This window comes from Nocardia sp. NPDC059691, from assembly GCF_042733915.1.
In the GTDB taxonomy this organism is placed as follows: domain Bacteria; phylum Actinomycetota; class Actinomycetes; order Mycobacteriales; family Mycobacteriaceae; genus Nocardia; species Nocardia sichangensis.
In genome coordinates this window covers 477,561-500,166 of the sequence record NZ_JBHWFB010000003.1, presented here as the reverse complement: position 1 = coordinate 500,166, position 22,606 = coordinate 477,561, and the positions used below count along the sequence as shown (strand labels likewise).

Below are 22,606 nucleotides of genomic sequence, written 5' to 3'. Positions count from 1 at the left end.
TAACCACCCGGTCACGGGCGGGTGGGGTACGTGGACGGTCCGGCGCGCCTGCGGTTAGCCTGGCTTAGCGGATCGTTTGCCAACGCTCTCAGTTATGGAGTGTGCCCGTGATCGTCGCCGACCGGACCTGCGTCGCTGATGGGCGCTGTGAACAGCGGATATCGCACGATTTCGGGTGGCTTTCGCAAGCTATTTCCGGTACCGGACACGCGTCGAAACTTTGGTTGCTGAGTTATTCGGAAACGTTCGGGTCTTCGGCCGGCCGACCGGACCGCTCGATGGTCAGCGTGCTCGCCCGGACAAGATTCTCAGGACACGTAGCGGAGTCGGTCGCGTTCCCGCCGCCGGTGATGGTGCGCCGCGAGCTGCCCCGATCCCCACTAGCGTGGTGTGTCGTGACCACCGTGCAGTCCGGCGTCCTCCTGCGCATCGGAACACCGCCTGGCGCAACGACATGCAGACCCGCGGGGCGCGAGCGGGGCGCCCTCGCGAGGCGCAGGTGGGCGGACGCCCGATGTCGTTCGACCCAAACCGAGGCGGCGTGACGCTCCCGAACCCGAACCCCGGAGCCGAAGGGGAAGAGGGTGAGGAGGAGCTCGACTACCGCTTCACGCTCGCCAACGAGCGCACCTTCCTGGCTTGGATGCGGACCTCGCTCGGACTGCTGGCCGGTGGCGTCGCGGTGCACACACTGGTTCAGTCGTTCCGGATCGCGGGATTGCGGCGCGCGATCGCGCTCAGCTGCCTGGTCTTGGCGGCGATCGTCGCGATCGGCGCGTACGGGCACTGGCGGCGCATCGGCGTGGCCATGCGGCGCGGCGATCCGCTGCCGGAGACGGTGCTGGTGCCGATCCTGTCGGCGGGCATCGCGATCGTCTCGGTACTGGCGGCGGTGGCGGTGCTGCTGCGGTGAGCGCGCCACATCTGTCCGCCGAACGCACCGCACTGGCGTGGCGGCGCACCGCCGTGTCGGCGATGGTCGTCGGCACGCTGTTCCTGCATCAGGCTCTCGGCAGCGGATGGCGTGCGGCCGCGGTCGCGCCCATCGGCGCCGCGATCGCGATGGCGGCGCTGACGGGGGCTTGTTATCTGCGTAACCGCGGTCTTCGCCGGGGCCGCTATGCCCACGGCAGCCGCGTCATCACCGCGACGGCCGCGGCTGTGGTCGTGGTCGCGCTGGCCGCCGCGGCGGCCGGTTCTCTCGAACCGCTGCCCTGACCGGGTAGCGGCCCAGCAAAGTTGGCCGAGACGACAGGAGGACGACAATGTGCACAGCGAGCGAGCCGAGCGGCTTCATCGTCGCGGAGCACGAGCGTGCGACCGCCGCGCTGCCATTCGCCGACACGACCGATCTGGCCGACGCCGATCGCGGCTTCGTCGCCGCGCTGGATCCCGGGGTGGTCACCTCCGAAGACGGAACCGTCGTCTGGGACAACGACTCCTACTCGTTCCTGCGCGAACCCTGCCCGCCCTCGGTCCATCCGAGCCTGTGGCGGCAGTCCGGCCTCGCGGTGCGACAGGGGTTGTACGAGGTCTGCGCGGGCATCTATCAGATCCGTGGTTTCGACATCTCCAATATGACGCTGGTCGAAGGCGAGACCGGAGTCCTCGTGATCGATCCGCTGATCTCGGTCGAGACCGCCGCGGCCGGTCTCGCGCTCTACCGCGCGCATCGTGGCGACCGCCCGGTGACCGGTCTGATCTACACGCATTCGCACGCCGACCATTTCGGCGGAGCCTGCGGCGTCATCACCGCCGAGGAGGTCGAGACGGGACGCTGCCCGGTGCTGGCGCCCGCCGGATTCCTGGAACACGCGGTGGCGGAGAACATCTACGCGGGCACGGCGATGGCGCGCCGTGCGGGGTACATGTACGGCGCCGTGCTGCCGCGCGGTCCGCTGGGCGCGGTGGGCTCCGGGCTGGGCCAGACCACGTCGGTCGGCACGGTCACGTTGATCCCCCCGACCGTCGACATCACCGCCACCGGGGAAGAGAAGACGATCGACGGCATACGGATGGTCTTTCAGCTCACGCCCGGCACCGAAGCGCCCGCGGAGATGAATTTCCACTTCCCCGACCGTCGCGCGCTGTGCATGGCGGAGAACGCGACCCACACCCTGCACAACGTGCTCACGCTGCGCGGCGCGCTGGTGCGTGACGCGCATGTCTGGGCGAAATACCTGACCGAGGCGATCAACCTGTTCGCCCGTGACTCCGACGTCGTCTTCGCCTCGCACCATTGGCCCACCTGGGGCACCGACCGCCTGGTGGAGTTCCTCTCGCTGCAACGGGATCTGTACGGGTATCTGCACGACCAGACCGTCCGCCTGCTGAACCAGGGCTACGTCGGCGCGGAGATCGCCGAGCTGGTCGCCCTCCCGCCCGCCATCGAGGAGGCCTGGCACGCGCGCGGGTACTACGGCTCGGTCAGTCACAACGTGAAGGCTGTCTATCAGCGCTACATGGGGTGGTTCGACGGCAACCCCGCACATCTGTGGGAGCATCCGCCGGTCGAATCCGCTCGGCGGCACGTGGAATTCATGGGTGGTGCGGAAGAAGTACTCCGCAGAGCGCGGGCCTCCTACGACGCCGGGGACTACCGCTGGGTGGCGCAGGTGGTCAACTATGTCATCTTCGCCGATCCGGACAACGACGCCGCGAAAGAATTGCAGGCCAGCACATTCGAGCAACTGGGCTACGGCGCGGAGAACGCCACGTGGCGCAACTTCTATCTCAGCGGCGCCTACGAACTGCGCTACGGCTCGTTCGGCACGCCCACCAAGACGGAATCGGCCACCATGGCGGCGGCGCTGTCCGTCGACCAGATCTTCGACGCGCTGGCGTTGCGCGTCGACGGCCCGAAGGCGTGGAACCATCGGCTGGTGACGGACTGGATCCTCACCGACCAGGACCGCACCCATCGGCTCGAGTTGCGCAACGGCCGCCTCACCCACTTCGACGTCGCCGCGGGCATGTCCCTGCCGGAAGCAGATGCCGCCTTCACGCTGGCCAAGGCAACACTGATCCGCGTGCTGCTGGCCGGCGACGACTTCGGCGTCGCGGCGGCCGCCGGCGACATCGTCATCGAGGGAGACGTCACCAAGCTCGCCGAACTGGTCGACATCTTCGACGCCCCGGACCCCGATTTCGCGATCGTCACACCGTAGTTCGCGCTTTTCTCATCTCGCCTCGCGGCCGAAGAAATAGCCGACCACGATCCCGGCGAGGCCCGACACCGGCGCCAGGTATTGCGTCAGTTCCTGTGCGGGCAGACCTTTGACGATGCCGAACATGACTCCGGCCACCGTGCCCGCCACCAGCGCGGCGGCGAGTCCTGCGCGGTAGCGCGCCTCCAGGATCTTGTTCCTCGCCTCCGCCTCTTCTTTGATCAGCTCGGTGCGGCGCGACTCGGCCTGCAGTTCATGGTCGCGCCGAGCTCGGTCGACGGCCTCGGTGTCAGCATAGGCCGATGCTTGGTATTCGCGCTTCGCCGTGATGTAGGTCATCATCTGGTCGAACGAAAGGGACTCGACGCCCATCAGTCGAGAAGATTCGATGATCTCCTGGATCTCGGCACGGCTGTCGAGTGCCTCGCCGTAAATGGGCGAGGGGGGATCGCTGTCCACAGGGAAATTCACAGGACCCTCGGCCATTTCGGGTTCGCCGGTCACCGGAACAGTATCGCCCCGTCCGCGCTGCCCTGCTGGTTGATCAAAAGTTCTGATACAAAGCCATTTTCGGTTGTTCCGAACGTACGGCCGTTCCGTCATCGTTCAATCGGACGTCGGCAATGTCGCGAGGTATCGGCCCGCGACGAAGCGCTGGGTCAGCCGCATCACGGGTCCGCCGAGCCGGGCGTACCAGGTGGCTGGGCGGGAGAACGCGACGATCAGCCCGTACACCATGTCGTCGGCGGAGTCGTACTCGACCGCGAACAATTCTTCACCGGAGGCCGGGTGTCCGGGCAGGGTGCCGTAGGCGAAACCCCGCCGGTCGGGTTCGTCGAGGACGTACACCACGCGGCACGGAGCGGTGATCCCGAACGGACCGACTCCGAGCCGCACGGTGACGGCGGTGCCGGGCTCGGCCGTCGGAGTATCGGCGGATCGGAAGATCCCGGTGCCCTTCTGCACGCGGTAGGCCAGAATCTGCGTCCCCGCCTGCTCGAACAGCGCGCGTCCCCGGCCGATGCGCCGCCGCAGCCGTAACCCGTGATAGCCCTCCGGCACCACACCCCGGGTCGCGCCGAGTTCGGAGTACGTGAACGGCTCCAGCCCATCCGCCATGTCCTGATCTTCGCCCCACGGCCTACGGTCTCGCCACCTTCTGCCGCGGACACGCCGGTCCGGGGGCGCCGAGGCCGCCGACCGATGCGCTGCGACGCGGCGGAGCGTCCGACGCTGGAACCAGGACGCACCGGCTTGAGCCGCAGGGGAGTGAGATGCAGAAGCCCTAGGGGGTCCAGATACTCACGGTCGCGGGGGAGACCGCCCTCGACGCGGGCTCCCCAGTGGAGGCACACCGCCACGCATCCCAGGTGCCCGGACTCCAGCGTGCCGATCCGGGTACCTCGTCCGACCCGCCTTCCCACGGGGACTTCGGCGCGAACGGGCTCGTATGTCGTGCGCAGCCCGCCGGGGTGGTCGATGGAAACGACCGGCTTGTCGGCCACCGTTCCGGCGAAAATGACGATCCCCGCTCCCGCCGCGAGCACAGCTTGCCCCTCGGCGCCTGCCAGATCGACCCCGCGATGCCCCGGTAGCCAGTTCTGCGCGGGTTTGTCGAAGTGCCGAACCACCGCGGGGCGCGGCTGCAGGGGCCAGTCGAATCGCCCTTCGGGTCGGGCTGTCGCGGTCGGGGCCGCCGCGACCATTGCGGCGATGCCGAGAGCCAGCACCGAAGAAGACCGCCACCGCATCGCATTCGACCTGGTCATTCGCGCCTCGCCTTGAGGGCCGACTACGACCCGCACAGGGGTGCGGGCGGTGCGCACAGGTCGCTACCGGAGGCGGAACTCGTCTCATGCCGGTCGTCCTCACCGCCACCGAGTCCGGCTTGCCGGAAGGGCAGCGGCGCGCGACGCGGCAGGCCGGACAGAGACGGCAGGCAGACGGAGCCCGTGCAGGCCCCGAGCCCGGGTTTCGCGGCAGGCGTCTCGGCCCCGACCGGCGGCGCGGTCACTATGCCGAGCGCGAAGAACAGCGGAAGAAGAAGGGTTGTCGCGGTGGAGATCGGTTTCATGGCTCAACCCTTCCGCGGTTCCGGCGTCGCCGAGGGCTCGATCCGTGGAATGGGGATAACCCGCTCGACTGTGGAAAGCCGCCGTTCCGCCTGGTCGGAGGCTTCGGATCGGACCGATTTAGATCTGGTGCCCCGAGGTCGTAAACTGATCGAGCGGTCTGTGCGTGCATGGACCGACTTCGCGCGCCACCGTGCTTGTTCATAGCGGCGCTGTTCGAATCGAGCTCGAGACAAATTGGGTTCGCGGCAGCGTGTTCGGAACAGGGAATCGCCGGCTGGTCCCCACCTTCGTGGTCGGGTCCGACGATTCGGTGGCGCCAGGGCAGCGGATCGCCGATTCGCTGCGTCAACCGGCAAACGAAAGAGAGATACGGGAGCTATGGCTGTCGTAACCATGAAGCAGCTGCTCGACAGCGGCGCACACTTCGGACACCAGACCCGGCGCTGGAACCCGAAGATGAAGCGGTTCATCTTCACCGACCGCAACGGCATCTACATCATCGACCTGCAGCAGACGCTGACCTACATCGACAAGGCCTACGAGTTCGTCAAGGAGACCGTCGCCCACGGTGGCACCGTCCTCTTCGTCGGCACCAAGAAGCAGGCCCAGGAGTCGATCGCGGCCGAGGCGACTCGCGTCGGGATGCCCTACGTCAACCAGCGCTGGCTGGGCGGCATGCTCACCAACTTCTCCACCGTGCACAAGCGTCTGCAGCGCCTCAAGGAGCTCGAGGCCATGGAGCAGACCGGTGGCTTCGAGGGTCGCACCAAGAAGGAAATCCTCATGCTGACGCGTGAGATGAACAAGCTGGAGCGCACCCTCGGCGGTATCCGCGACATGCAGAAGGTGCCCTCGGCCATCTGGGTCGTCGACACCAACAAGGAGCACATCGCCGTCGGTGAGGCGCGCAAGCTGAACATCCCGGTCATCGCGATCCTGGACACCAACTGCGACCCCGACCTGGTCGACTACCCGATCCCGGGCAACGACGACGCGATCCGCTCCGCCGCACTGCTGACCAAGGTCGTCGCCTCCGCGGTGGCCGAGGGCGTGCAGGCGCGCGCCGGTCTGTCCTCGGGCGACGAGAAGCCGGAGGCGGGCGCGGGCGAGCCGCTGGCCGAGTGGGAGCAGGAGCTGCTCGCGCAGGCCGCCCCCGGCGCCGAGGCCGCAGAGACCTCCGCCGAGGCCTGAGCGGACTCGTAACCAGCTGTTTCGGCGGCGATCACGAGCCAGTGCCATCGTGATCGCCGCTGTCAACATCCACACTTCTCCAAAGGAGGCTCGCCGAGAATGGCGAACTACACCGCTGCCGACGTGAAGCGGCTCCGGGAGCTGACCGGCTCCGGCATGATGGATTGTAAGAACGCGCTGGCCGAGACCGACGGTGACTTCGACAAGGCCGTCGAGCTGCTGCGCATCAAGGGCGCGAAGGACGTCGGCAAGCGTGCCGAGCGCACCACCGCCGAAGGCCTGGTCGCCGCCAAGGACGGCGTCATGGTCGAGATCAACTCCGAGACCGACTTCGTCGCGAAGAACGCGGAGTTCCAGCAGCTGGCCGAGCGGGTCGTCGCCGCGGCGGCGTCCGCCAAGCCGGGCGACCTGGACACGCTGAAGGCTCTTGACCTGGGCGGCAAGACCGTCGACGAGGCTGTGCAGGCGCTCGCCGCGAAGATCGGCGAGAAGCTCGAGCTGCGCCGCGTCATCTCGCTGAACGGCCCGGTCGCCACCTATCTGCACAAGCGTGCCTCCGATCTGCCGCCCGCCGTCGGCGTGCTGGTCGAGTACACCGGTGAGGGCGACGCCGCGGCCGAGGCCGCTCGCGCCGCCGCCATGCAGGTCGCCGCGCTCAAGGCCAAGTACGTGACCCGCGACGAGGTTCCCGCCGACCTCGTGGAGAACGAGCGCCGCATCGCCGAGCAGACCGCTCGCGAGGAGGGCAAGCCCGAGGCCGCGCTGCCGAAGATCACCGAGGGCCGGGTCAACGGCTTCTTCAAGGACGTCGTGCTGCTCGAGCAGCCGTCGGTCACCGATTCGAAGAAGACCGTCAAGGCTCTGCTGGACGAGGCCGGTGTCACCGTCACCCGCTTCGCCCGCTTCGAGGTCGGCGCGAACTGAGTTTCGCCGCACCTTCAGCGTGCAGGCCCCCCGCCGACCGAACGAACGCCGGTTGACGGGGGGCCTTCTGCTGCCGCTCCAACCGAATAAGGCAGGATAGATGCCGCTCTGCCTTGCTCTACGTCACAGGCGCCTGCCGTGAGCAACGAATCGCCGGAAGAACGACAATCCCTCGCCGAAGGAGACTGGAGACCCATGACGGACCCGGGGACCGATCGCCCAGGATATCGCCGGGTACTGCTGAAACTCGGCGGAGAGATGTTCGGCGGCGGGAAGGTCGGACTCGACCCGGACGTGGTGCAGACGGTGGCCGAGCAGATCGCCGAGGTGGTCGCCACCGGCGTCCAGGTGGCCGTGGTGATCGGGGGCGGGAACTTCTTCCGCGGCGCCGAACTCGAGGAGCGCGGCATGGAACGCGCGCGCTCGGACTACATGGGCATGCTCGGCACGGTGATGAACAGCCTTGCGCTGCAAGACTTTCTGCAGCAGCAAGGCGTGGACACCCGGGTGCAGACCGCGATCACCATGGGCCAGGTCGCCGAGCCCTACCTCCCGCTGCGCGCCAAGCGGCATCTGGAGAAGGGCCGCGTGGTCATCTTCGGAGCGGGCATGGGCATGCCGTACTTCTCCACCGACACCACCGCCGCGCAGCGCGCGCTGGAGATCGGCGCGGACGTGGTCTTGATGGCCAAGGCGGTCGATGGAGTGTTCACCGCCGACCCGCGCGTCGACGAGACCGCGACCATGTACACCGAGATCACCCACAAAGAGGTCATCGAGCGCGACCTCAAGGTCGCGGACGCGACCGCCTTCAGCTTGTGCATGGACAACCAGATGCCGATTCTGGTGTTCAATTTGTTGACCAAGGGCAATATCGCCCGCGCGGTCGCCGGTGAGAAGATCGGCACACTGGTTCGGTCCTGATACCCGCCGACCGCGGATCATGACATGACGACGCTGTGGAGGAAACGGTCGTGATTGAAGAAGCGCTCTTCGACGCCGAGGAGAAGATGGAGAAGGCCGTCTCGGTGGCGAAGGACGATCTCGGAACCATTCGCACCGGTCGCGCGAATCCGGGCATGTTCTCTCGGGTCGTGGTCGACTACTACGGATCGCCGACCCCGATCACCCAGATGTCCAGCATCACGGTGCCGGAGCCGCGCATGGTCGTGATCAAGCCCTACGAGGCGGCCCAGCTCGGGCCGATCGAGACCGCGATCCGCAATTCGGATCTCGGCGTCAACCCCACCAACAACGGGGACATCATCCGCATCTCGGTGCCGCAGCTGACCGAGGAGCGCCGCCGTGAGCTCGCCAAGCAGGCGAGAGGCAAGGGCGAGGACGCCAAGGTCGCCATTCGCAATGTCCGTCGCAAGGCGATGGACGAACTGGGCCGCATCCAGAAAGATGGCGAGGCGGGCGAGGACGAGGTCGGGCGTGCCGAGAAGGAGCTCGACAAGACCACCGCCAAGTATGTCGGCCAGATCGATGAACTGGTCAAGCACAAGGAAGCCGAACTGCTCGAGGTCTGACGCGGATCGGTCGGCAGGAGTGACCGGGCCCGGAGGAGGCCCAAGTCACCGCGAGTGCCGCCCGTGACAGCGCCGAGGCCCGCCCGGGCGGGGGACGAACGGAACGACGAGTTGAGCGACGGGACAATCGTGGCCGAGAATGCCGCCGCGACCGGTGCGGCAGAGGAGCCGCCGGTGAACGGAACAGCCGATGCGATGCGACAACACGCGCACGATGCTGGTGCTTCCGGTTATGAACGGTTAGGCGGTCCCGCGAATCCCGCCGCGGCGCACACCGCTCCCGCCTCGAGTGGTTCGCGGGCGGGTCGCAATCTGCCCGCCGCGCTGGCCGTCGGCTTCGGCCTCGGCCTCTCGCTGATCGCGATCCTGCTGTTCGTGCCGAAGGTGTTCATCGGCGTCGCGGCGGCCGGGGTCGGCGTGGCCACCTGGGAGGTCGCCAAGCGCCTGCGCGAGGCCGATGTGCTCGTCCCGCGGATTCCGCTGATCGTGGGCGGCCAAGCGGTGTTCTGGCTGGGCTGGCCGTACGGCGCCAGCGGTGTCGCGGGCGCGTTCGCCGCGACCACGCTGATCTGCATGGCGTGGCGGCTGTTCGACCACGGCTTACGGACAGCTCCACGAAACTTCTTGCGCGACACCGCTATCACGGTGTTCACGCTCGCCTGGATTCCGCTGCTCGCCTCCTTCGCCACCCTGCTGCTGCTCGAGCCCGACGGCAACCTGCGGGTGCTGACCTTCATGATCCTGGTGGTCTGCTCCGACGTCGGCGGTTATGTGGCGGGCGTGCTGTTCGGCAAGCATCCGATGGTGCCCTCGATCAGCCCGAAGAAGTCGTGGGAGGGTTTCGGCGGCTCGCTGGTGTTCAGTGTGATCGGCGGTCTGCTCACGGTGACGCTCCTGTTGGATGCCAACTCGATGATCGGCGTCGTCCTCGGCGTCGGCCTGGTGCTGGTGGCCACTTGCGGCGATCTGATCGAATCGCAGATCAAGCGCGAACTCGGCATCAAGGACATGGGCACGCTGCTGCCGGGCCACGGCGGCATCATGGACCGCCTCGACTCCATGCTCCCCTCGGCGTTCGTCTCCTGGCTGGTGCTGTCCACGCTGCTGTGATCCGGCGCGTCAGACCTTCTTGGCCGCGCGGCGCAGCTGCAGGATGCGCACGCCGCCCACCGAGGCCATGACGAGCGCGCCGCCGATCATCGACAGCAGCACGGTGACGCCGAGTGGCAGCGAGAAGTCCCAGAAGAAGAAGTGCACTTGGACCTGCTCGAGGTTCTGCACGATGAAGATCAGCAACAGGACCAGGATCAAGACGCCTGCGACGAGTCCGGTCCAGGCGTAACCCGTGCGCGAGGCAAGAGACTTCTTGACCGGGACGGCGGGCGGAACGACCGGCGGGGCGCCCGGCGGCGTCGTGCGCTTGCGCTGTGACAGGTCCGGATCCGGTTCCGGCGGGTGTTCGGCATGCGTGGACATATCTCGATCATGGCCGACGGCTATCACGCCCGCACGCATTTCCTCGGGACGAACCGGGCATGTCGAGACGTGCGTATGTGGTCGAGTGCGGGGGTGTCTGCCGCGGATGGGAGAATGGAACAATTATGACCGTCTCCCTGCCCCTGGTTTTCGACGCTCCGCGCCGTGGCATGCCGCCGCGTCATCTCGCCGACCTCGACGCCGATGGCAGGCGCGCGGCCATCGAAGAACTGGGCCTGCCGAAGTTCCGCGCCGATCAGATCGCCCGGCAGTACTACGCGCGATTGCAGGCCGATCCGGCGCGGATGACGGATCTGCCCGCCGCGGTCCGGGAGAAGATCGGCGAGGCACTGTTCCCGCCGCTGCTCGACGTGGTCAAGCATGTCGCGTGTGACGAGGGGGAGACTCGCAAAACGCTCTGGCGTGCGGGCGACGGCACGCTGCTGGAAAGCGTGCTCATGCGCTACCCCGATCGCGCGACCCTGTGCATCTCCAGCCAGGCCGGTTGCGGCATGGCGTGCCCGTTCTGTGCCACCGGCCAAGGTGGGCTGAACCGTAACCTGTCCACCGCGGAGATCGTCGACCAGGTGCGTGCCGCGGCCGCCGCGCTGCGGGACGGGGAAGTGGCCGGTGGGCCGGGCAGACTGTCCAACGTCGTCTTCATGGGCATGGGGGAGCCGCTGGCGAACTACAAGCGGGTGGTCGCCGCGGTCCGCCGGATCACCTCGCCCGCGCCGGACGGACTCGGTATCTCCCAGCGCAATGTCGTGGTCTCGACCGTGGGGCTGGCTCCGGCCATCCGCAAACTGGCCGACGAGGGATTGTCGGTGACGCTCGCGGTCTCGCTGCACACGCCCGACGACGAACTGCGCGACACCCTGGTTCCGGTGAACAACCGCTGGCCGGTCGCCGAGGTGCTCGACGCGGCCCGCTACTACGCCGACAAGACCGGCCGCCGCGTCTCGGTCGAATACGCGCTCATCCGGGACATCAACGACCATCAGTGGCGCGCGGACATGCTGGGCGAGAAGCTGCACAAGGCGCTCGGCTCCCGGGTCCACGTCAACGTCATTCCGCTCAACCCGACTCCGGGCTCCAAGTGGGATGCCAGCCCCAAGCCGGTCGAGCAGGAGTTCGTCCGCCGCGTCAACGCCAAGGGCGTGCCCTGCACAGTCCGCGACACCCGCGGCCAAGAGATCGCCGCCGCCTGCGGGCAGTTGGCCGCGGAGAACTGAATACTCGGCCGCGCATGATGGGTGGCGGCATAGCCTCGCGCCGCCTACTGCAGGACGAGCGTTTTCCCGACGGAAGCGCTAGCCGCGGTTCTTCGCCGGACGGTTGGTGGCGGCGCGACGTTCGGCTTCCTTCGTCTTGATGCGCTCGTTCTCCGCGCGGACCGCGGCGTAGTTCTCCCGCTCGCGCACGAGCCACTCCGGCGGGTCGGCGAGCAGGGCGTCGATCTCGTCGACCGTGAGGTGGTCGGAGACCCCGGCGCGGGTCAAGCCGGTGTTGGAGACGCCGAGTTTGCGTGCCACCACATCGCGCGGGAACGGGCCGGTGCGGCGCAGTTCGGTGAGCCATTCGGGCGGATCGGCGCGCAGCGCGTCGAGCTGGGTGCGCGAGATCGGCGCGTTGCGGAACTCCTCGGGTGCGGCCGGAAGGTAGATGCCGAGCTTGTTCGCCGCCGTCAACGGCTTCATCATCTGCGGTTTCTTGTCCGGGCTCACCGACCCAGCTTACTGGGCGGCGCGGCGGGGCCCGACCGCGCGGTGGCATACGCTTCCACGAATGAGCCCGTTGGAGTCGATCGATGTCGTGCGCCTGCGCTGGTTCGTCGCGGTCGCGCAGGAGTTGCACTTCGCGCGCGCGGCGAAGTCGCTGCACATCTCGCGGCAGAAGCTCAGCCATACCGTCATCGACTTGGAAAACGAACTCGGCACAAAGCTTTTCGTGCCCGGCGCGCAACCGACCCAGCTCACCGACGACGGCCGCGAATTGCTGGAGCGGGCCCGCGAGATCATCGCGCGCGCCGAGTCGGCGGCGCAGCGGCACGAGCCGGAGGCATCGGCCGCCCTGCGGGTGGGTTTCGTGCCGGGCGTCACGGTGTCCAAATGGACCCGGATCTGGGCCGAGCGGTTCCCGGACATCCCGCTGGAGGTGAGCGCGCTGGCGCAGGCGGATCAGGAGGCGGCTCTACGCGCGGGGAGCGTGGACATGTGCTTCGTCCGGCTGCCGATCGACCGCGAAGGCATGAGCGCGATCCCGCTCTACCGTGAGGTCCCGGTCGTGGTGGTGCAGAAGGAACACCCGCTGTCGGTGTTCGACGAGGTGCGCATGGCCGACCTGGCCGACGAGCGTCTCCAGGACACCTCGGACGTCGATGCGATCGGCGGCGCTCTCGAGCTGGTCGCGGCGGTCGGCGGCGCGGCGATCGTGCCGCACTCGCTCGCTCGCCTGCATCATCGCCGCGACCTCGTCTACCGTCCGATGCTCGACGTTCCCGACACGGAGGTCGCGCTGGCCTGGCCCGCCGGCCGCACCACGGATCTGGTCGAGGAGTTCGTCGGCGTCGTCCGTGGCCGTTCCGAGCGCAGTTCCCGCAGCCAGGCCCGAGCCGACAAGGACGAGTCGCGGAAGAAGCCCCCGGCCAAGAAGGTGGTCGGTCGTTCGGCCCCGGCCAAGAAGAAACCTGCCCGACGCCGCGGACGCTAGCGATCCGTCCGGCGACGGCGCGAACCCGGCCCGGGTCCGCGCCGCCCGGCGATCAGCTCTTGCAGACTCGGTTCAGCTCGTCCGTCGCGGCGTCCATGCTCGTGACCTTGTCGTCGGTCAGAGCGCGGGCGTAGGCGGCGATGGCTTCCTTCTCCGCGCCGTCGGCCTGGATGGCCGAGAGCTTGGCGGCAAGGGACTGCTGCACGGTCGGGTCCAGATTCCCGCCCGACTCGTCGATGGCGGCGTTGATCGCGTCGACGGCCGCGCCGCACGCCGGTGACTGGGCGTACGCGGGCGCGGCAGGCGACAACAGCAGCGAGCCGAACGCACTCGCGGCGAGCAGGGCGGCCGAACAGATCTTGATCATTGCGTCCTAAGTAGTCGTGCGAACAGAAACCGAGGTCCGCGACCCGGCTGGGACGCGGACCTCGGACGCACACGGTACCGGGCCGCAGCCCGCGATACAGGACGAATGAAATTGTGCGAGAGGACTTTTCGGCTAGCGCGGCTTGCGCTGGAGCACCGAGTCGCGGATCAGGATGCCCGCGATCAGGACGGCGAAGCCGACGAGGAAGATGTCCTCGATCTTGCCCTTGTGATTGCCGACCAGCATGGCCAGCAGGATCAGCGCGACGATCCAGCCCGCGATACGGAAGGTACGACGCGACTCGCCGCTCCAGCCCCAGGCGGCGGAGGGAACTTCGGCGGGATCCACGCGAGTGACGACGCGCTCGGTTTCGACGTGTTCGAGTTCCGTGGCGGCCACGATCGCTCCTTAGCTGTTACTTGTACCGATATTCCGGTACGCACTCGATGAGCTGCTGCCGCATATCGTGACATACGACGGTGCGTCGTTGTAAGTCGGCCCGCGCCGGTCGAACACGTTCCCCAGGTAGGACACAATGAAGGCGTGTCCGACATCGTGAGAGTCCTGCTGCTGGGCAGCACCGGATCCATTGGCACCCAAGCGCTCGAGGTGATCGCCGCCAATCCCGACCGCTTCGAGGTGGTCGGACTCGCCGCGCGTGGCGGCAACACCGAGCTGCTCGCCGCCCAGATGGCCGCCACGGGCACACGCAATGTGGCCGTGGCCGATCCGGCCGCGGCCCAGCGGCTGGACCTGCGGCTGGGCGGCCCGGGTGCGGTGACCGAACTGGTGCGCCGCACCGAGGCGGACGTCGTGCTGAACGCTCTGGTCGGCTCGCTCGGGCTGGAGCCGACCCTGGCCACCCTCCAGTCCGGTACCCGCCTGGCGCTGGCCAACAAGGAATCGCTGGTCGCGGGCGGCTCCCTGGTCACCCGCGCCGCCGTCCCCGGACAGATCGTCCCGGTCGACTCGGAGCACTCCGCGCTGGCACAGTGCCTGCGCGGCGGTCGCGCCGACGAGGTCGACCGGCTGGTGCTGACCGCCTCCGGCGGCCCCTTCCGCGGCTGGACCGCCGAGATGCTGGAGTCGGTCGAGCCCGCCGAGGCCAAAGCGCATCCCACCTGGTCGATGGGTTTGATGAACACCCTGAACTCGGCCTCGCTGGTGAACAAGGGACTCGAGCTGATCGAGACGCACCTGCTGTTCGGCGTGCCCTACGACCGCATCGACGTCACCGTGCACCCGCAGTCGATCGTGCACTCGATGGTCACCTTCACCGACGGCTCCACGCTCGCCCAGGCCAGCCCGCCGGACATGAAGCTGCCCATCGCGCTGGCGCTCGGCTGGCCCGACCGGGTGCCCGGCGCGGCCGCGGCCTGCGATTTCGGCACCGCGTCCACCTGGACGTTCGAACCGGTCGACAACGACGTCTTCCCCGCGGTCGAGCTGGCCCGCGCGGCCGGCGAGGCCGGCGGCAGTGTCACCGCGGTCTACAACGCCGCCAACGAGGTCGCGGTGCAGGCTTTCCTGGACGGCGCCATCCGTTTCCCGCAGATCGTCGGCACGGTGGCCGCCGCGGTGGAGGCGGCCCAGCAGTGGCGCGCGGAGCCGGAATCGCTCGACGAAGTCCTCGCCGCGGACACCTGGGCGCGGGAGTTCGCCGCCGCCCGGGTACGCGGCTGACGCCCTTCGGCGCCGGATCGGACGCGCGAAGCGACGGCGTCCTGGCACACTGAACACACAGGACAGAGCTTTGTCCCATTAAGGTGGTCAGAGTGCTCGCGGCCAGGAGCGGACGCGCGCGTGCGGGATATTCGAGCTGCGCATACGCAGGAGGGCTGTAGAGCAAATGGTGTTCGCGTTGGGGTTCGTGCTGTTCGCGCTGGGCATCACGGTGTCGATCGCGCTGCACGAATGTGGGCACATGTGGACCGCCCAGGCGACCGGCATGAAGGTGCGGCGGTACTTCATCGGATTCGGGCCGAAGATCTTCTCGTTCCGCCGGGGCGAGACCGAATACGGTCTCAAGGCGCTTCCGCTCGGCGGTTTCTGCGACATCGCGGGCATGACGGCGCTCGACGAACTGCGCCCGGAAGAACTCGACCGCGCCATGTATCGCCAGGCCACCTGGAAGCGGCTGGTGGTGATGTCCGGCGGCATCGCGATGAACTTCGTCCTCGGCTTCATCTTGATCGTGGTGCTCGCTGTCGGCTGGGGGCTGCCCAATCTGAAGGAACCCCCCGCCACCGCGCTGGGGGTCATGAGCTGCGTGCCGCAAGGGAAGCCGGACGGCTCGTCCGAGTCCTGCACCGGCACGGGCCCGGCGCAGCGCGCCGGATTGCGGCGCGGTGACATCGTCAAAGAGGTGAACGGCGTCAAGGTGGACACCTGGCGGCAGTTCCAGGCCGAGACCCAGAAGCAGACCGGCCCCTTCACCTACCTCATCGAGCGCGACGGCAGCACCCTCACCATTCCGGTGACCCCGGAGCGGGTCGTGCGCTACCCCGAGGGCGGTGGCGAGGGCCGCGTGGTCGGCGCCGTCGGCGTGGCGCCCGAGCGCTACGACCCCGTGCAATACGACCTGCTGGGCGCTGTCCCCGCCGCCGCCGGGTTCACCGGCGACATGTTCCTGCGCACGGTCGACTCGCTGACCGAGATGCCCGCGAAGGTCTCCGCGCTGTGGAACGCGGTCACCGGAGGCGAGCGTGATCCGGAGACCCCGGTCAGCGTGTACGGCGCCAGCAAGATCGGCGGCGAGACCGCCGAACGCGGCCTGTGGAACGTCTTCATCCTGGTGCTGGCCAGCCTGAACTTCTTCCTCGGCATCTTCAACCTGCTGCCGTTGCTTCCCCTGGACGGGGGCCACATCGCGGTGGTGATCTACGAGAAGATCCGCAACACCATCCGCGGTTGGAAGGGACTCGCGCCGGGTGCGCCGGTGAATTACCTGAAGTTGCTGCCCGCGACCTATGTCGTCGTGGTGATCGGCGGTGCGTACATGCTGCTCACCCTGGCCGCCGACATCGTGAACCCGATCAAGCTGTTCTGACCGGCGCCGCCGATCAGGCGGTGTGACCGGCGACGTAGGGTGGCCGTCGCGCGCCACGGCTAGACTCGGCACCGAACCGGCCGGACACGACGAAAGTAGGCAGCCGAAGGTGACCAGCACAATCGGATTGGGGATGCCGACCGCCCCCGCGGCAGTGCTCGCTCCACGGCGTAAGACCCGCCAGCTGATGGTGGGCAATGTCGGGGTAGGCAGCGACCACCCGATCTCGGTGCAGTCCATGACCACGACCAAGACGCACGATGTGAACGCCACCCTGCAGCAGATCGCGGAGCTGACCGCGTCGGGGTGCGACATCGTGCGGGTGGCCTGCCCGCGTCAGGAGGACGCGGACGCACTGGCCACGATCGCCTCGAAATCCCAGATCCCGGTGATCGCCGACATCCACTTCCAGCCCCGCTACATCTTCGCCGCGATCGACGCCGGGTGCGCCGCGGTCCGGGTCAACCCGGGCAACATCAAGGAGTTCGACGGCCGGGTCAAGGAGGTCGCCAAGGCCGCGGGTGCGGCGGGCATCCCGATCCGCATCGGCGTGAACGCCGGTTCGCTGGACAAGCGGATGATGGAGAAGTACGGCAAGGCCACGCCGGAGGCGCTGGTGGAGTCGGCGCTGTGGGAAGCGAGCCTGTTCGAGGAGCACGGGTTCGGTGACATCAAGATCTCGGTCAAGCACAACGACCCGGTGATCATGGTGGAGGCCTACCGGCAGCTGGCCGCGCAGTGCGACTACCCGCTGCACCTCGGCGTCACCGAGGCGGGCCCCGCGTTCCAGGGCACGATCAAGTCGGCGGTCGCGTTCGGCGCGCTGCTGGCGGAGGGCATCGGCGACACGATCCGCGTCTCGCTATCCGCGCCGCCCGCCGAGGAGGTCAAGGTCGGCGGGCAGATCCTGCAATCGCTGAACCTGCGCCCGCGCAAGCTCGAGATCGTGTCGTGCCCCTCCTGCGGGCGCGCGCAGGTCGACGTGTACACGCTGGCCAACGAGGTCACCGCGGGCCTGGAGGGCATGGCGGTGCCGCTGCGAGTGGCCGTCATGGGCTGCGTCGTGAACGGGCCCGGTGAGGCGCGCGAGGCCGACCTGGGTGTGGCCTCCGGCAACGGCAAGGGCCAGATCTTCGTCAAGGGCGAGGTCATCAAGACTGTTCCCGAGGCGCAGATCGTCGAGACGCTGATCGAAGAGGCGATGCGCATCGCCGAGGAGATGGGCGAGGACGCGGGCGCGGGCGAACCGGTCGTCACCGTCGGCTGAGGACGCGCCTACCAGCGCTTTCGGCTTAGTCATACCGCATAGCGCCGGTTCGTGGCAGGCTGTCATCGTGCGGAGTCTGCTGGAGCCGGCGCGACGGGCCAAATACGCCCCTGCGCGGCAGCTCGCTAATCGGGATCTTGCTCAGGTGCTACGTGTGCTGGATGCGGATCCGGTCGCCTCGTGCATGGTCGCGGCCCGCCTGCAAGAGTTCGGTTTGGACAACCGGTGCGGCCAAGGGGAGCTGTGGAGCAGGGGCGGTCCGTCGGAATCGCTGTGTTTCTCGGGTGCGAACCTGGTGCCGTTGCTGGGGGATCGTGGCGCACTTCGCGCGTTCGCCGACCGCGCTATGCGCTGGCCCCGCGTCTGTTCCTCGGTGGTCGGGCGCAGGGAACTGGCGTTGCCGCTGTGGGAGATGTTGACCAGGCACTGGGGTCCGGAACGTGAGCTACGCGGGGAACAACCGCTGCTGGCACTGGCCCAGCCACCACTGGCCACGCCCGACGCGGAGGTACGCCGGGTGCGTCGCGACGAACTCGACCGCTACCTTTCGGCCGCGATCGCCATGTTCATCGAGGAGGTCGGCGTCGATCCGCGCGCGGGTGACGGCGGACGCGGCTATCGCCGCCGCATCCAGAGCTTGATCGAATCCGGCCGCGCCTGGGCTCGTTTCGAGGACGGGGAAGTGGTCTTCAAAGCGGAGGTCGGCTCGCTGTCCCGGCGCACGGGCCAGATCCAAGGCGTCTGGGTGCACCCGGATCATCGGGGGAAGGGGCATGGCACCGCGGGTACCGCGGCGGTCGCGAACGCCGTGGTCGCCTCGGGCCGCACTGCCAGCCTGTACGTGAACGACTACAACGCGATCGCTCGCCGCGCCTACAGCCGCGTCGGGTTCCGGCAGATCGCGACTTTCGCCACCGTGCTGGTCGACTGAGCGTGGCCGACTCCGCGGCGAATCCCGGAGTGCCGCAGGCGTTTGCCCATCAGTGACTATTACCATCGGTGCCGATGTCCACTCGGATGCTTCTCTCGGTCGCCGTCGCGGCCCTCACGGTGGCGGCCGCCGGTTGTGCGAGCAAGCCGCAGGGGCCGGTTCCCGTCGCGGACGCGTTCGTCAAAGCGTTCGCCGAGCACCGGGTCAGCGCCGCCGCCGACCTCACGAACCTGCCGGAAAAGGCAGACGCAGCATTGCGTTCCGCTTGGAATCAACTCCAGGCCGAACAGCTCACGGCGCGCACCGGCGCGGCGCGCGTGACCGGTGACACCGCGACCGTCGACTACACCTACGAGTGGCGGCTACCGAAGAACCGGACCTGGAAGTACTCGGGCCAGTTGCAGATGGGACGCAGCAACGGGCGTTGGATGGTCCGCTGGACCTCCTCCGACATCCATCCCAAACTCGGTGACACCCAGACCATGGCGTTGCGATCCGAGCCGCCGCCGCGGGCGCGGGTGAACGAGCAGTCCGGCAGCGACATCATGGTGCCCGGCAAGGTGTCCCGGGTCGCGTTCGTGGCGGCCGACGCCGCCGATCCGAAAAGTGTGGCCACCGCGCTCTCCGCCGCGCTGTACCGTTTCGACAAGTCGCTGACGCCGCAGTCGATTCTCGACGCGGCCGAGGCCGCGCACGGCGCCTACACGGTCGCGCTGCTCAACGATCTCGAATCCGCTGAGGTGACCACCGATCTGATCGGGTTGCCCGGCGTCACGTTGACCCAGCAGTGGGATCTGGTCGCCACCGATAGGGAGTTCGCGCCCGATCTGCTCACCCAGGTGCGTAAAACGGTGATCGCGGAAGTGGACGGCAAGGCGGGGTGGAGCGTGGTCACCTTGAACGCCAACGGCGCCGACACCGATGTCCTGATGGAGGTGCCCTCGCAACCCGCGCCGTCGTTCTCGCTCAGCGTCGACCGCAACGTGCAGAACGCCGCACAGCGTGCCGTGCAGGCGCGTACCGAGCAGACCATGATGGTGGTGCTGCGCCCGTCCACCGGCGCGATCCTGGCGGTCGCGCAGAACAAGGCCGCCGATCGAGACGGCCCCCTCGCGACGATCGGCCAGTATCCGCCCGGCTCGGTGTTCAAGACGGTGACCGCCGCCGCGGCCATGTCGAACGGCCTCGCGACCCCGGACACGGTGCTGCCGTGCCCGAGCCGAATCGTGATCGGGGAGCGGACTATCCCCAACTACAACCTGTTCACCGTCGGCAATGTGCCGATGTCGACGGCCTACGAGCGGTCCTGCAACACCTCGTTCGCCAAACTCGCCAGTGATCTGCCCGGTACCGCGTTGCACGAGGCCGCCGCGAAGCTCGGTGTGGGGCCCACGTATACGGTGGTGGGGCTGCCGACGACCACCGGTTCGGTGCCCGCCTCGGACGACCTGATCCAGCGCACCGAGGACGGCATCGGTCAGGGCAAAGTGGTGGTCAGCCCGTTCGGCATGGCGCTCATGGCGGCGACCGTCGCGCACGGCTCGGCGCCCGTGCCGTACCTGATCGCGGGGCGGCCCACCCAGGTCGATGGCGACCGTCCGCCCCTCGCTCCCGACGTCATCGAGGGACTGCGCACGATGATGCGCAAGGTGGTCCTGGGTGGTACGGCAGAGCGGATCGCCGATCAGGGCGAGGTCTACGGCAAGACCGGCGAAGCCGAAGTGGACGGCGGGTCGCACTCCTGGTTCGTCGGCTTCCGTGGCGACATCGCTTTCGCGACGCTGCTGGTCGAAGGGGGCAGTTCCGACAACGCCGTCGCGGTGACACGGGGCATGCTGGCGGCGCTGCCACCCGGATACTGACGCATCGCCGCTCGCACTGTCATTCACCGGAGGCCGGCCCGATCAGCAGATGCTCCAAGCTGACCGTGTGGTCGGAGTACTGGTCGACACCGATGACGGCGACGAAGTCGTGATCACCGGCACGCTGTTGCAGAGCCCCCCACGAGTGGGCCAGATACCATCCCGCTCCGGCGGTGCCCCGTGGACCCAAACCGCCGCAATGCATCCAGTAGCGGCCGGGATGCCGATCCGGGCTCGGGCGTACCCGGGCGACGACGCCGATGTTGCGGTCGTCGCCGGAGTCGTACCCGCTTCCGTCGGCCAGTCGCAGATGCACGGAACGGAAACCGTCCTCGGCGACGCTGTCGCGCACGGTGAACAGCGGACGCTCGACGGTGTCCAGATACAACCGCAGGCAGTCGTTGCCGGTCAGCCCGAAGCTGATGCACGGGCGGTCGCGGCGCGCGACGAGATCGCGGTCACTGCGGACGTCGACCGGGATGCTGGTGTGGCGTTGCAGGAAGGAAAGCACATACAGCAATCCCCGCAGATCGTTCTCCGCCACCACCGACGGGAGGTCGACGTATCGGTTCCCGAACGCGCCCCCATGCTTCTGGAACACACGCTGCTGGCCGATGCCCGCCGCTCGAAGTGCTTGCGCGGCGGGCCGTGCCAACTCGAATGCCGAGTACACCAGCGTCGTTCCGTTGGTGATCATCTCGGCGCCGAGGAAAGCCTCGAGTGAGGCCTCGACGCCGGAGAATCCCGTCTCGTGCGAAGGGATGTCGACGGGTGCGGAGTTGGCCATCTGGAACAATCCCTCAACGGTCCAGCCCGGGAACATCCGCTCCAGCACTCGGCAGTGATAGTCGCGCGGCAGCCCGATCATGCGCCCGGACAACCACTGGTAGTACTGCGCCTTCGCCGGCCCGTGCCCGGGCGGGATGGGCGGATCGAGCCGCGCCGCGCACCGGTCGTACGCGGCCAGAAAATCGTGATGACTCTTGAGATGCCGCTCCGCCAGCAGCATCTTGAGTACGGTCGCCAACGAAACCCCCTTAACCCCTGCAGCCTCCGTCCACAATGGCGGAGACTCGTGTCGTAGTCGCTCGACCGCGACGAAGCTGGGCCGCCGGTAACAAGCCTGCCGACGGCCCAGCCGCTTCAGCCGTCAGATGTAGGTGAACGCAAGGCCATTACTGGTTCCTCCTGCAGTGGTGACGGTGAGTTGTACGGTGCCCGTCCCGGCGGGTGTGACCGCCGTGATCTGGAGCGCGGAGTCGACGGTGAACGACGCCGCCGGTGTGCCGCCGAAGTCCACCGAGGTGGCTCCGAGCAGGTTCGTACCGGCGATGACGACCGTCGTCCCGCCCGCCGCCGACCCCACGTTCGGCAGCGCCGTGATCAATGTGGGAACCCCGAGGTAGGTGTAGGCGATTCCGTTGCTGGTACCTCCTGCGGTGGTGACGGTGACCTGTACGGTGCCGGTCCCCGCGGGTGCGACCGCGGTGATCTGCGTATCGGAGAGCACTGTGAACGAGGTGGCCGGTGTGCCGCCGAAGGTGACCGCGGTGGCGGTGGACAGCCCCGTCCCGGTCAGGACGATGATCGTCCCACCGGCTTCCAATCCCACATTCGGCAGCACCGTGGTGAGGGTGGGGAGCGGAATGTAGGTGTAGGCCACGCCATTGCTGGTTCCGCCCGCCGTGGTGACGGTGAGTTGCACCGTTCCGGTTCCGGCGGGTGCGACGGCGGTGATCTGGGTGGCGGAGTCGACGGTGAACGAAGTCGCCGGTGTGGCACCGAAGTCGACCGCTGTGGCTCCGGTCAGCCCCGTCCCGGTGAGAACGACGATCGTACCGCCCGCTTCCACGCCCACATTCGGGACAGCTGCCGTCAGCGTGGGAACTGCGATGTAGGTGTATGGAAGGCCGTTGCTGGTTCCGCCGGATGTGGTGGCGGTGACCTGCACTGTACCGGTTCCGGCGGGTGCGACGGCGGTGATCTGCGTATTGGAGTCGACCGTGAACGAGGTCGCCGGTGTACCGCCGAAGTCCACCCCGGTGGTACCGGT

General features: G+C 68.0%; 24 protein-coding genes and 1 pseudogene. 15 read left to right on the top strand and 10 right to left on the bottom strand.

Annotated features, from left to right (window positions below):
• The first annotated feature begins 541 nt into the window (after window positions 1-541).
• The 3 genes from ACFV2O_RS09610 to ACFV2O_RS09600 are packed head-to-tail and all read left to right on the top strand — an operon-like array spanning window position 542 to window position 3,167.
• Window positions 542-913: a YidH family protein gene (locus ACFV2O_RS09610; protein ID WP_379251461.1), complete on the top strand. Its 372-nt coding sequence runs from the start codon at window positions 542-544 to the stop codon at window positions 911-913.
• Window positions 910-1,218, top strand: coding sequence for a DUF202 domain-containing protein (locus tag ACFV2O_RS09605; protein WP_379251460.1), 309 nt, complete (start codon window positions 910-912; stop codon window positions 1,216-1,218). Before ACFV2O_RS09610 ends, ACFV2O_RS09605 begins: the two co-directional genes overlap by 4 nt.
• A gap of 47 nt (window positions 1,219-1,265) precedes the next feature.
• The gene (locus ACFV2O_RS09600) at window positions 1,266-3,167 is read left to right on the top strand and encodes an alkyl/aryl-sulfatase (RefSeq protein WP_379251459.1); all 1,902 of its coding nucleotides are present in this window, start codon (window positions 1,266-1,268) and stop codon (window positions 3,165-3,167) included.
• Between the two features lie 12 nt (window positions 3,168-3,179).
• Here ACFV2O_RS09600 and ACFV2O_RS09595 read toward each other — a convergent pair whose 3' ends face one another.
• The 4 genes and pseudogenes from ACFV2O_RS09595 to ACFV2O_RS09580 all read right to left on the bottom strand — a co-directional run bounded on the left by ACFV2O_RS09595 (window position 3,180) and on the right by ACFV2O_RS09580 (window position 5,241).
• Complete coding sequence (locus ACFV2O_RS09595) at window positions 3,180-3,671, bottom strand: hypothetical protein (RefSeq protein ID WP_379251458.1); 492 nt, start codon at window positions 3,669-3,671, stop codon at window positions 3,180-3,182.
• A gap of 102 nt (window positions 3,672-3,773) precedes the next feature.
• Entirely contained in the window at window positions 3,774-4,286 is a 513-nt protein-coding gene (locus ACFV2O_RS09590) for a DUF1990 family protein (protein WP_379251457.1), read from the bottom strand.
• Window positions 4,287-4,414: 128 nt separating this feature from the next.
• Window positions 4,415-4,873, bottom strand: a pseudogene (locus tag ACFV2O_RS09585) (M23 family metallopeptidase); the annotation flags it as partial.
• An 86-nt stretch (window positions 4,874-4,959) separates the two neighbouring features.
• Window positions 4,960-5,241 (bottom strand): hypothetical protein, encoded by a 282-nt coding sequence (locus ACFV2O_RS09580; protein WP_379251456.1) that lies wholly within the window; start codon window positions 5,239-5,241, stop codon window positions 4,960-4,962.
• A 379-nt stretch (window positions 5,242-5,620) separates the two neighbouring features.
• Here ACFV2O_RS09580 and rpsB point away from each other — a divergent pair, with 379 nt between their 5' ends.
• The 5 genes from rpsB to ACFV2O_RS09555 all read left to right on the top strand — a co-directional run bounded on the left by rpsB (window position 5,621) and on the right by ACFV2O_RS09555 (window position 9,999).
• The gene (gene rpsB, locus ACFV2O_RS09575) at window positions 5,621-6,433 is read left to right on the top strand and encodes a 30S ribosomal protein S2 (RefSeq protein WP_355069923.1); all 813 of its coding nucleotides are present in this window, start codon (window positions 5,621-5,623) and stop codon (window positions 6,431-6,433) included.
• 99 nt (window positions 6,434-6,532) lie between these two features.
• Window positions 6,533-7,357, top strand: a complete 825-nt coding sequence (tsf, locus tag ACFV2O_RS09570; protein WP_379251455.1) for a translation elongation factor Ts — start codon at window positions 6,533-6,535, stop codon at window positions 7,355-7,357.
• 195 nt (window positions 7,358-7,552) lie between these two features.
• Entirely contained in the window at window positions 7,553-8,281 is a 729-nt protein-coding gene (gene pyrH / locus ACFV2O_RS09565; protein ID WP_039799499.1) for a UMP kinase, read from the top strand.
• A 50-nt stretch (window positions 8,282-8,331) separates the two neighbouring features.
• Entirely contained in the window at window positions 8,332-8,889 is a 558-nt protein-coding gene (gene frr, locus ACFV2O_RS09560) for a ribosome recycling factor (protein ID WP_355069927.1), read from the top strand.
• 195 nt (window positions 8,890-9,084) lie between these two features.
• Window positions 9,085-9,999: a phosphatidate cytidylyltransferase gene (locus ACFV2O_RS09555; protein ID WP_379251573.1), complete on the top strand. Its 915-nt coding sequence runs from the start codon at window positions 9,085-9,087 to the stop codon at window positions 9,997-9,999.
• A gap of 9 nt (window positions 10,000-10,008) precedes the next feature.
• Here ACFV2O_RS09555 and ACFV2O_RS09550 read toward each other — a convergent pair whose 3' ends face one another.
• Complete coding sequence (locus ACFV2O_RS09550) at window positions 10,009-10,365, bottom strand: lipopolysaccharide assembly LapA domain-containing protein (protein WP_379251454.1); 357 nt, start codon at window positions 10,363-10,365, stop codon at window positions 10,009-10,011.
• Window positions 10,366-10,490: 125 nt separating this feature from the next.
• On the opposite strand from ACFV2O_RS09550, the gene rlmN reads away from it, so the two are divergent.
• Window positions 10,491-11,600, top strand: coding sequence for a 23S rRNA (adenine(2503)-C(2))-methyltransferase RlmN (rlmN, locus tag ACFV2O_RS09545; RefSeq protein ID WP_379251453.1), 1,110 nt, complete (start codon window positions 10,491-10,493; stop codon window positions 11,598-11,600).
• Between the two features lie 78 nt (window positions 11,601-11,678).
• On the opposite strand, the gene ACFV2O_RS09540 is transcribed toward rlmN, so the two are convergent.
• Window positions 11,679-12,092 carry a DUF5997 family protein gene (locus ACFV2O_RS09540; RefSeq protein ID WP_355069934.1) on the bottom strand — a complete coding sequence of 138 codons (414 nt, stop codon included), beginning with the start codon at window positions 12,090-12,092 and terminating at the stop codon, window positions 11,679-11,681.
• A gap of 61 nt (window positions 12,093-12,153) precedes the next feature.
• Between ACFV2O_RS09540 and ACFV2O_RS09535 the strand changes: the two genes are divergently transcribed.
• Window positions 12,154-13,077, top strand: a complete 924-nt coding sequence (locus ACFV2O_RS09535; protein WP_364427146.1) for a LysR substrate-binding domain-containing protein — start codon at window positions 12,154-12,156, stop codon at window positions 13,075-13,077.
• A gap of 52 nt (window positions 13,078-13,129) precedes the next feature.
• Here ACFV2O_RS09535 and ACFV2O_RS09530 read toward each other — a convergent pair whose 3' ends face one another.
• Both ACFV2O_RS09530 and ACFV2O_RS09525 read right to left on the bottom strand, forming a co-directional pair.
• A complete protein-coding gene (locus ACFV2O_RS09530; protein WP_355069937.1) occupies window positions 13,130-13,444 on the bottom strand; it encodes a hypothetical protein in 315 nt (104 codons plus the stop codon).
• 132 nt (window positions 13,445-13,576) lie between these two features.
• A complete protein-coding gene (locus tag ACFV2O_RS09525) occupies window positions 13,577-13,843 on the bottom strand; it encodes a DUF2631 domain-containing protein (protein WP_355069939.1) in 267 nt (88 codons plus the stop codon).
• A 144-nt stretch (window positions 13,844-13,987) separates the two neighbouring features.
• On the opposite strand from ACFV2O_RS09525, the gene dxr reads away from it, so the two are divergent.
• From dxr to ACFV2O_RS09500, 5 genes are all read left to right on the top strand, one after another.
• Window positions 13,988-15,127, top strand: coding sequence for a 1-deoxy-D-xylulose-5-phosphate reductoisomerase (gene dxr, locus ACFV2O_RS09520; protein ID WP_356961328.1), 1,140 nt, complete (start codon window positions 13,988-13,990; stop codon window positions 15,125-15,127).
• 166 nt (window positions 15,128-15,293) lie between these two features.
• Window positions 15,294-16,493 carry a site-2 protease family protein gene (locus tag ACFV2O_RS09515; protein WP_355069942.1) on the top strand — a complete coding sequence of 400 codons (1,200 nt, stop codon included), beginning with the start codon at window positions 15,294-15,296 and terminating at the stop codon, window positions 16,491-16,493.
• Between the two features lie 109 nt (window positions 16,494-16,602).
• Window positions 16,603-17,760 (top strand): flavodoxin-dependent (E)-4-hydroxy-3-methylbut-2-enyl-diphosphate synthase, encoded by a 1,158-nt coding sequence (ispG, locus tag ACFV2O_RS09510; RefSeq protein ID WP_379251452.1) that lies wholly within the window; start codon window positions 16,603-16,605, stop codon window positions 17,758-17,760.
• A gap of 67 nt (window positions 17,761-17,827) precedes the next feature.
• A complete protein-coding gene (locus ACFV2O_RS09505) occupies window positions 17,828-18,691 on the top strand; it encodes a GNAT family N-acetyltransferase (RefSeq protein ID WP_379251451.1) in 864 nt (287 codons plus the stop codon).
• A gap of 74 nt (window positions 18,692-18,765) precedes the next feature.
• Window positions 18,766-20,553, top strand: coding sequence for a penicillin-binding transpeptidase domain-containing protein (locus ACFV2O_RS09500; RefSeq protein WP_379251450.1), 1,788 nt, complete (start codon window positions 18,766-18,768; stop codon window positions 20,551-20,553).
• A 19-nt stretch (window positions 20,554-20,572) separates the two neighbouring features.
• Here the strand turns inward: ACFV2O_RS09500 and ACFV2O_RS09495 are convergent, their stop codons facing one another.
• Both ACFV2O_RS09495 and ACFV2O_RS09490 read right to left on the bottom strand, forming a co-directional pair.
• Window positions 20,573-21,580, bottom strand: coding sequence for a hypothetical protein (locus tag ACFV2O_RS09495; RefSeq protein ID WP_356961332.1), 1,008 nt, complete (start codon window positions 21,578-21,580; stop codon window positions 20,573-20,575).
• 123 nt (window positions 21,581-21,703) lie between these two features.
• Window positions 21,704-22,606, bottom strand: a 903-nt coding sequence (locus ACFV2O_RS09490) for an IPT/TIG domain-containing protein (protein WP_379251449.1), incomplete at its 5' end; no start/stop codon positions are given.

Bases quoted from the DNA above. Each gene is read 5' to 3' on its own strand.
- ACFV2O_RS09600 (WP_379251459.1), top strand. From the start codon at position 1,266: ATGTGCACAGCGAGCGAGCCGAGCGGCTTCATCGTCGCGGAGCACGAG.
- ACFV2O_RS09590 (WP_379251457.1), bottom strand. From the start codon at position 4,286: ATGGCGGATGGGCTGGAGCCGTTCACGTACTCCGAACTCGGCGCGACC.
- ACFV2O_RS09580 (WP_379251456.1), bottom strand. From the start codon at position 5,241: ATGAAACCGATCTCCACCGCGACAACCCTTCTTCTTCCGCTGTTCTTC.
- rpsB (WP_355069923.1), top strand. From the start codon at position 5,621: ATGGCTGTCGTAACCATGAAGCAGCTGCTCGACAGCGGCGCACACTTC.
- tsf (WP_379251455.1), top strand. From the start codon at position 6,533: ATGGCGAACTACACCGCTGCCGACGTGAAGCGGCTCCGGGAGCTGACC.
- pyrH (WP_039799499.1), top strand. From the start codon at position 7,553: ATGACGGACCCGGGGACCGATCGCCCAGGATATCGCCGGGTACTGCTG.
- ACFV2O_RS09555 (WP_379251573.1), top strand. From the start codon at position 9,085: ATGCGACAACACGCGCACGATGCTGGTGCTTCCGGTTATGAACGGTTA.
- ACFV2O_RS09550 (WP_379251454.1), bottom strand. From the start codon at position 10,365: ATGTCCACGCATGCCGAACACCCGCCGGAACCGGATCCGGACCTGTCA.
- rlmN (WP_379251453.1), top strand. From the start codon at position 10,491: ATGACCGTCTCCCTGCCCCTGGTTTTCGACGCTCCGCGCCGTGGCATG.
- ACFV2O_RS09535 (WP_364427146.1), top strand. From the start codon at position 12,154: ATGAGCCCGTTGGAGTCGATCGATGTCGTGCGCCTGCGCTGGTTCGTC.
- ACFV2O_RS09530 (WP_355069937.1), bottom strand. From the start codon at position 13,444: ATGATCAAGATCTGTTCGGCCGCCCTGCTCGCCGCGAGTGCGTTCGGC.
- ACFV2O_RS09515 (WP_355069942.1), top strand. From the start codon at position 15,294: ATGGTGTTCGCGTTGGGGTTCGTGCTGTTCGCGCTGGGCATCACGGTG.
- ACFV2O_RS09500 (WP_379251450.1), top strand. From the start codon at position 18,766: ATGTCCACTCGGATGCTTCTCTCGGTCGCCGTCGCGGCCCTCACGGTG.